Here is a 7139-nt window from a genome sequence, read left to right as displayed (position 1 = left end):
CCTGACCGGCTACGCCGTGTTCAGCGGCGGCGACGATACGTCCAAGAGCCGCGTCGGCGTCGTGCGCCTCCAACTTGCCCTTGCTCACGAACTTGTCGTACGAGGCCTTGATGCCGTCGGTGCCACGCTTCAGGGCCTCGTCGGTGACATCGCGCAGGACGACGTCCCAGCCCGCCTGCGCGGAGACCTGGGCGATACCGGAACCCATGAGTCCGGCGCCGATGACGGCAAGCTTCCGTGCCACTGTGCGACTCCCCTTTGAAACGCTTACAGCGTGTATCCGTATGCCTCTCGGCGGACACTAGCGAAGGTGCGGCGCTGTGTGACCGGTAAGTAACGCGCGTCACGTCTCATCTGACGGACATCACACCGGCTCGGGTCATTCGACCCCCCGTACGGCCTAGTTGACCCCCTTCGCCGAACCCCCGGGGCCTAACTACGCTGGCCGCATGGTCAATCTGACGCGCATCTACACCAGGACCGGCGACCAGGGCACCACCGCCCTCGGCGACATGAGCCGGGTCGCCAAGACCGATCTGCGGATCTCGGCGTACGCCGACGCCAACGAGGCGAACGCGGCGATCGGCACGGCCATCGCGCTGGGCGCCCTCGACGAGGACATCGTCAAGGTCCTCACCCGCGTCCAGAACGACCTCTTCGACGTGGGCGCGGACCTGTGCACGCCGGTGGTCGAGAACCCGGAGTTCCCGCCGCTCCGGGTGGAGCAGTTCTACATCGACAAGCTGGAGTCGGACTGCGACCACTTCAACGAGCATCTGGACAAACTCCGCTCCTTCATCCTCCCCGGCGGCACGGCGGGCGCGGCCCTGCTCCACCAGGCGTGCACGGTCGTACGCCGGGCGGAGCGCTCGACGTGGTCGGCGCTGGAGGCCTACGGCGAGGTGATGAACCCGCTGACGGCGACCTACTTGAACCGCCTGTCCGACCTGCTGTTCATCCTGGCCCGGACCGCCAACAAGGAGGCGGGGGACGTGTTGTGGGTACCGGGCGGGGAGCGCTGACCGGCTGTCAGGGACGACGGTAGATGTCCCGGCGATGCCCGACCTCGACGACGAGGACGACGAGCCTGCCGTCGTCGATCGCGTAGTCGGTACAGGTCGTCGTGGCCCGACAGCTTCTTCACGTCCGCGTCCTCGCGGTACGGGTGGTCGCCAAGGCGGCTCAGCGCGTGGAGGATGCGCAGAGCCGTCGTCCGTTCGATGGCCTTGAGCTGGCGGCGGGCGGCGGGCGGCGGTGAACTCGAAGGCGTACGTCACACCCCGTCCGGCGCCGGCCTGCCGAAGATGTCCGCGAGCAGGTCCGCGAGGGTGGCGCGCGGTACGTCGCCTTCCTCGGCAAGAGTCCGCAGGGCCTTCCGTGTAAGCACTTCGTCCGCCGCCTCCTCCAGCGCGTCGTACTCCTCTATGGGCACGATCGCGGCCACGGCGATGCCACCACGCGTGATGACGGTCGACTCCCCCTCTGCGGCTCGGTCGAGGAGTCGCGTCAGACTGGCCCGCGCTTCGCGGACGGACACAGATGCGGAGTCGCCCATCCGGCCAGTGTCCTCGTCTCCCGGCGCGGAGGCCACGACGAAGGCCCACGTCAGCCGGTTGTCGGGGAAGGCGGCGCCGGGCAGCCGGGGCCAAGCGGGGGCGCCAGTGCGCGAGTTGGGGGTTTAGCACACCCACACCGAAGTGGTCCAGACCTATTGACCCGTGGTCCAGACCTTTCTATTCTCGCGGCACTGTGGGTGCGAAGGCTCAGTCGCGCCCCGACATCCCCGACACCCCCGAGGAGGCGCTCAATGCGCTTCAGACATCGAGCAGTTGCCGGGTTCGCCACCCTGCTGCTTCCGCTCGCCGCTCTCGTCGGTCTGGCCGGCCCCGCCCAGGCCGCGTCGACCGCCACCGCCACCTTCGCCAAGACCAGCGACTGGGGCACCGGCTTCGGCGGCCAGTGGACCGTCAAGAACACCGGTACCAGCGCGATCAGTTCATGGACGGTCGAGTGGGACTTCCCCTCCGGTACGTCCGTCACCTCGGCCTGGGACGCTGACGTCACCAGCTCCGGCACCCACTGGACCGCGAAGAACAAGTCCTACAACGGCACCATCGCCGCGGGCGCCTCCGTCTCCTTCGGCTTCAACGGCGCCGGCTCCGGCTCGCCCTCCAACTGTCTGCTGAACAGCGGCAGTTGTGACGGCGGCACCACGGTCCCCGGTGACGCGGCCCCCTCCGCGCCCGGCACCCCCACCGCCTCCTCCATCGCCGACACCTCGGTGAACCTGTCCTGGAGCGCGGCCACCGACGACAAGGGCATCAAGAACTACGATGTCCTGCGCGACGGCACCAAGGTCGCCACGGTGACGACGACGTCGTACACGAACACCGGCCTGACCGCCGGCACCGACTACTCGTACACCGTGCAGGCCCGGGACACCGCCGACCAGACCGGACCGGTCAGCGGCGCGGTCGCGGTGCACACCACGGGCGGCACGACCACTCCCCCGGCCACCGGCAGCGCGGTCAAGCTCGGGTACCTCACCGAGTGGGGCACCTACACCCGCAACTACCAGGTCAAGAACCTGGTGACGTCCGGCTCGGCCGCGAAGATCACGCACATCAACTACGCCTTCGGCAACGTGACCAACGGGCAGTGCGCGATCGGTGACGCCTACGCCGACTACCAGAAGACGTTCACCGCCGACCAGTCCGTCAGCGGCGTCGCCGACACCTGGGACCAGCCGCTGGCCGGCAACTTCAACCAGCTTCGCGAGCTGAAGGCCAAGTACCCGAACATCAAGATCCTCTGGTCCTTCGGTGGTTGGACCTGGTCCGGCGGCTTCGCGCAGGCGGCGGCCAACCCGACCGCGTTCGCCAACTCCTGCTACAGCCTGGTCGAGGACCCGCGCTGGGCCGATGTGTTCGACGGCATCGACATCGACTGGGAGTACCCGAACGCCTGCGGCCTGTCCTGCGACACCAGCGGCGCGGCGGCGTACAAGAACCTGATGTCCGCCCTGCGCACCAAGTTCGGCTCCAGCAACCTGGTCACCGCCGCCACCACGGCGGACGGCACCTCCGGCGGCAAGATCGACGCCGCCGACTACGCGGGCGCGGCCCAGTACGTCGACTGGTACAACGTGATGACGTACGACTTCTTCGGCGCCTTCAACGCGACCGGCCCCACCGCCCCGCACTCCCCGCTCACCACCTACAGCGGCATCCCGACACCGGGCTTCACCACGGCCGACGCGATCGCCAAGTTCAAGTCGAAGGGCGTCGCCGCGAGCAAGCTCCTCATCGGCATCGGCTTCTACGGCAGAGGCTGGACCGGTGTCACCCAGGACGCCCCGGGCGGCACGGCCACAGGCCCGGCGCCCGGCACCTACGAACAGGGCATCGAGGACTACAAGGTCCTCAAGACCTCCTGCCCGGTCACCGGCACCATCGCGGGCACGGCGTACGCCCACTGCGGCACCAACTGGTGGTCCTACGACACCCCGAGCACGATCGCCGGAAAGATGAGCTGGGCCAAGACCCAGGGTCTGGGCGGCGCGTTCTTCTGGGACTTCAGCGGTGACACCAGCAACGGCGAGCTGGTGAGCGCCATCAACAGCGGGCTGTCGTAGCCGAGTTACCGGAAAGAACCAAGCTCCAAAGAACCAAGTGACAGAGAACTAGGCGACATTGACGCGCTGACCGGGCGGGGCTGCTTCCAGCCACGCGAGGAAACCGGTCAGCGCGTCTTCGCTCATCGCGAGTTCGAGGCGCGTGCCGCGGTGCAGGCAGGTCAGGATGAGCGCGTCGGAGAGCAGGGCCAGCTCCTCCTCGCCCTCGGGGAGACGGCGGCCGGCCACCTCGATCGCCGAGCGTTCCAGCGTGCGGCGCGGGCGGTAGGCGTAGGAGAAGACGCGGTACCACTCGATGCGGTCGCCGTTGTAGCGGGCGACGCCGTAGCTCCAGCCCTTGCCGTTGGTGTCGGGTTTCTCCGGGACGTCCCAGCGGAGCGAACAGTCGAAGGTGCCGCCGGAGCGCTGGATGAGTCTGCGGCGCAGGCCGAAGACGAACAGCCCCACCGCCACAAGGGCCACGACAATTCCGCACACAGTCAGAGCGAGGACCATCGACACCGACCTCCTCGTCTCCTAGGTAAAACAGGTAACGGAACGGAAAAAACACCCACATTCGCCTCAGCCGCGGCTGGGGCCGGATTCCTCCGGTCCCAGCCGCGGCTGAGTCACGTCATCGCGTCGAATCCCCCAGAGCCTTAAGGGCCTGGGAGGGACCCCCAGTTCAGCGCGTCTCCACCGCACGCAGTCGGACGTCCGCGCGGCGCTCGGCGGAGGCATCGCCCTCCGCCTTCGCACGCTCCAGCTCCCGCTCCACGCGCTGGACGTCGATCTCGTCCGACAGCTCGGCGATCTCGGCGAGCAGCGACAGCTTGTTGTCCGCGAACGAGATGAAACCGCCGTGCACCGCGGCGACGACCGTCCCGCCGTCGCTCGTACGGATGGTCACCGGGCCCGACTCCAGCACACCGAGCAGCGGCTGGTGACCGGGCATGACGCCGATGTCGCCGGACGTGGTGCGCGCGACGACCAGGGTGGCCTCGCCGGACCAGACCTGGCGGTCCGCGGCGACGAGCTCGACATGCAGCTCAGCAGCCAAGGTGGGCTCCTCGGGTCACCACCCGGCGGTCGTGCCGGGTGTTGGGTTCAATTCTAGTGGGCGTGAAAGAGGGGGTGGGACACGCCCCACCCCCTCAGGTGAAGCACGGGGTCAGGAGACGCCCAGCTCCTTCGCGTTCGCCTTCAGGTCCTCGATACCACCGCAGAGGAAGAACGCCTGCTCCGGGAAGTGGTCGTACTCGCCGTCGATGATCGAGTTGAAGGCCACGATCGACTCGTCCAGCGGGACGTCCGACCCGTCGACGCCGGTGAACTGCTTGGCGACGTGGGTGTTCTGGGACAGGAAGCGCTCCACGCGACGGGCACGGTGGACGGTGAGCTTGTCCTCCTCGCCCAGCTCGTCGATACCGAGGATCGCGATGATGTCCTGGAGGTCCTTGTACTTCTGCAGGACCGTCTTGACGCGCATCGCGGTGTTGTAGTGCTCCGCCGTGATGTAGCGCGGGTCCAGGATGCGGGACGTGGAGTCCAGCGGGTCCACGGCCGGGTAGATGCCCTTCTCGGAGATCGGACGGGACAGAACCGTCGTCGCGTCGAGGTGGGCGAAGGTGGTGGCCGGGGCCGGGTCGGTCAGGTCGTCCGCGGGGACGTAGATCGCCTGCATCGAGGTGATCGAGTGACCGCGGGTCGAGGTGATGCGCTCCTGGAGGAGACCCATCTCGTCGGCCAGGTTCGGCTGGTAGCCCACCGCGGAGGGCATCCGGCCGAGCAGGGTCGAGACCTCGGAACCGGCCTGCGTGAAGCGGAAGATGTTGTCGATGAAGAACAGCACGTCCTGCTTCTGCACATCGCGGAAGTACTCCGCCATGGTCAGACCGGCCAGGGCCACGCGCAGACGGGTGCCCGGGGGCTCGTCCATCTGGCCGAAGACAAGGGCCGTCTTGTCGATGACGCCCGAGTCGGCCATCTCCTCGATGAGGTCGTTGCCCTCACGGGTGCGCTCGCCGACACCGGCGAACACGGAGACACCGTCGTGGTTGTTGGCGACGCGGTAGATCATCTCCTGGATGAGCACCGTCTTGCCGACACCGGCACCGCCGAACAGGCCGATCTTGCCACCCTTGACGTACGGGGTGAGCAGGTCGATGACCTTGACGCCGGTCTCGAACATCTCGGTCTTCGACTCGAGCTCGTCGAAGCGCGGGGCCTTGCGGTGGATGGACCAGCGCTCGCCCGTGTACTTCTCGTCGCTGTTCAGCACGTCACCGAGGGTGTTGAACACCTTGCCCTTGGTGAAGTCGCCGACCGGAACGGTGATGCCGTTGCCGGTGTCGGTGACCGCGGCCTGGCGGACCAGACCGTCGGTGGGCTGCATCGAGATCGTGCGGACCAGGCCGTCACCCAGGTGCTGGGCGACCTCCAGGGTCAGCGTCTTCTTCGCACCGTCCAGGGCCGGGTCGGCCACCTCGACGTGCAGAGCGTTGTAGATCTCCGGCATCGCGTCGACGGGGAACTCCACGTCGACGACCGGGCCGATGACCCGGGCGACGCGGCCCGTGGCAACGGCCGTCTCAACTGTCGTCGTCATTACTTGTCACTCCCCGCGGTCGCGTCGGCCAGGGCTGCGGAGCCACCGACGATCTCGCTGATTTCCTGGGTGATTTCGGCCTGGCGGGCCGCGTTGGCAAGACGGGAGAGCGTGGTGATCAGGTCTCCCGCGTTGTCGGTCGCCGACTTCATCGCGCGGCGGGTGGCGGCGTGCTTGGAGGCAGCCGACTGGAGCAGCGCGTTGTAGATACGGCTCTCGACGTACCGCGGCAGCAGGGCGTCCAGGACGTCCTCCGCCGACGGCTCGAAGTCGTACAGCGGAAGGATCTCGCCCTGGGGCGTCGACTCTTCCGCGACCTCTTCGAGGCTGAGGGGCAGCAGCCGGCTGTCGATCGCCGTCTGCGTCATCATCGAGACGAACTCGGTGTAGACGATGTGGAGTTCGTCCACGCCGCCCTCGGCCGTGTCCCGCTCGATGGCCTCGATCAGCGGAGCCGCGACCTTCTTCGCGTCCGCGTACGTGGGCTCGTCGGTGAAGCCGGTCCACTGCCCCGCGATCTTGCGCTCACGGAAGTTGTAGTGGGCGACACCGCGGCGGCCGACGATGTACGTGTCGACCTCCTTGCCCTCGGCCTCGAGACGTGCGGTCAGCTGCTCCGCGGCCTTGATGGCGTTGGAGTTGAAGGCGCCGGCCAGACCGCGGTCGCTCGTGAGGAGCAGCACCGCGGAACGGGTCGGCGTCTCGGCCTCGGTGGTCAGCGGGTGCCGGGTGTTGGAACCCGTACCGACCGCCGTGACCGCACGCGTCAGTTCCTTCGCGTACGGCGTCGAGGCCTGCACCTTGCGGTGCGCCTTGACGACGCGCGAGGCGGCGATCATCTCCATCGCCTTGGTGATCTTCTTGGTCGCGGTGACGGATCGGATGCGACGCTTGTAGACCCGGAGCTGGGCTCCCATG

General features: G+C 67.8%; 8 protein-coding genes and 1 pseudogene. 2 read left to right on the top strand and 7 right to left on the bottom strand.

The features are described from left to right. The coding region (locus tag ACFWP5_RS38105; protein ID WP_384167578.1) for a 3-hydroxyacyl-CoA dehydrogenase NAD-binding domain-containing protein at positions 1-244 on the bottom strand (244 nt) is incomplete at its 3' end. A gap of 205 nt (positions 245-449) precedes the next feature. Between ACFWP5_RS38105 and ACFWP5_RS38100 the strand changes: the two genes are divergently transcribed. After that, on the top strand, positions 450-1022 hold the full coding sequence (locus ACFWP5_RS38100; RefSeq protein WP_384167575.1) for a cob(I)yrinic acid a,c-diamide adenosyltransferase: 573 nt from the start codon (positions 450-452) through the stop codon (positions 1020-1022). 7 nt (positions 1023-1029) lie between these two features. Here the strand turns inward: ACFWP5_RS38100 and ACFWP5_RS38095 are convergent. Together ACFWP5_RS38095 and ACFWP5_RS38090 are read right to left on the bottom strand one after the other, a co-directional pair. Next, positions 1030-1277 (bottom strand): annotated as a pseudogene (locus tag ACFWP5_RS38095) (type II toxin-antitoxin system RelE/ParE family toxin). Further along, a complete protein-coding gene (locus ACFWP5_RS38090) occupies positions 1274-1555 on the bottom strand; it encodes a type II toxin-antitoxin system Phd/YefM family antitoxin (protein WP_384167572.1) in 282 nt (93 codons plus the stop codon). Before ACFWP5_RS38090 ends, ACFWP5_RS38095 begins: the two are co-directional and overlap by 4 nt. A 252-nt stretch (positions 1556-1807) precedes the next feature. Between ACFWP5_RS38090 and ACFWP5_RS38085 the strand changes: the two genes are divergently transcribed. After that, positions 1808-3634: a glycosyl hydrolase family 18 protein gene (locus tag ACFWP5_RS38085; protein ID WP_384167569.1), complete on the top strand. Its 1827-nt coding sequence runs from the start codon at positions 1808-1810 to the stop codon at positions 3632-3634. Between the two features lie 48 nt (positions 3635-3682). Here the strand turns inward: ACFWP5_RS38085 and ACFWP5_RS38080 are convergent, their stop codons facing one another. The 4 genes from ACFWP5_RS38080 to ACFWP5_RS38065 form a co-directional block, all read right to left on the bottom strand. Continuing rightward, positions 3683-4129: a DUF2550 domain-containing protein gene (locus ACFWP5_RS38080; RefSeq protein WP_384167566.1), complete on the bottom strand. Its 447-nt coding sequence runs from the start codon at positions 4127-4129 to the stop codon at positions 3683-3685. Positions 4130-4298: 169 nt separating this feature from the next. Next, entirely contained in the window at positions 4299-4673 is a 375-nt protein-coding gene (locus ACFWP5_RS38075) for a F0F1 ATP synthase subunit epsilon (RefSeq protein WP_366325322.1), read from the bottom strand. A gap of 111 nt (positions 4674-4784) precedes the next feature. Further along, positions 4785-6221: a F0F1 ATP synthase subunit beta gene (gene atpD / locus ACFWP5_RS38070; RefSeq protein WP_384167563.1), complete on the bottom strand. Its 1437-nt coding sequence runs from the start codon at positions 6219-6221 to the stop codon at positions 4785-4787. Then, complete coding sequence (locus tag ACFWP5_RS38065) at positions 6221-7138, bottom strand: F0F1 ATP synthase subunit gamma (RefSeq protein WP_384167560.1); 918 nt, start codon at positions 7136-7138, stop codon at positions 6221-6223. The genes atpD and ACFWP5_RS38065 overlap by 1 nt, the downstream gene beginning before the upstream one ends. Position 7139: the final 1 nt, after the last annotated feature.

It is taken from the genome of Streptomyces sp. NPDC058469 (genome assembly GCF_042721125.1).
In the GTDB taxonomy this organism is placed as follows: Bacteria; Actinomycetota; Actinomycetes; order Streptomycetales; family Streptomycetaceae; genus Streptomyces.
Note: the sequence above shows the minus strand (reverse complement) of the source record. Positions and strands in the feature narration are given on the sequence as shown.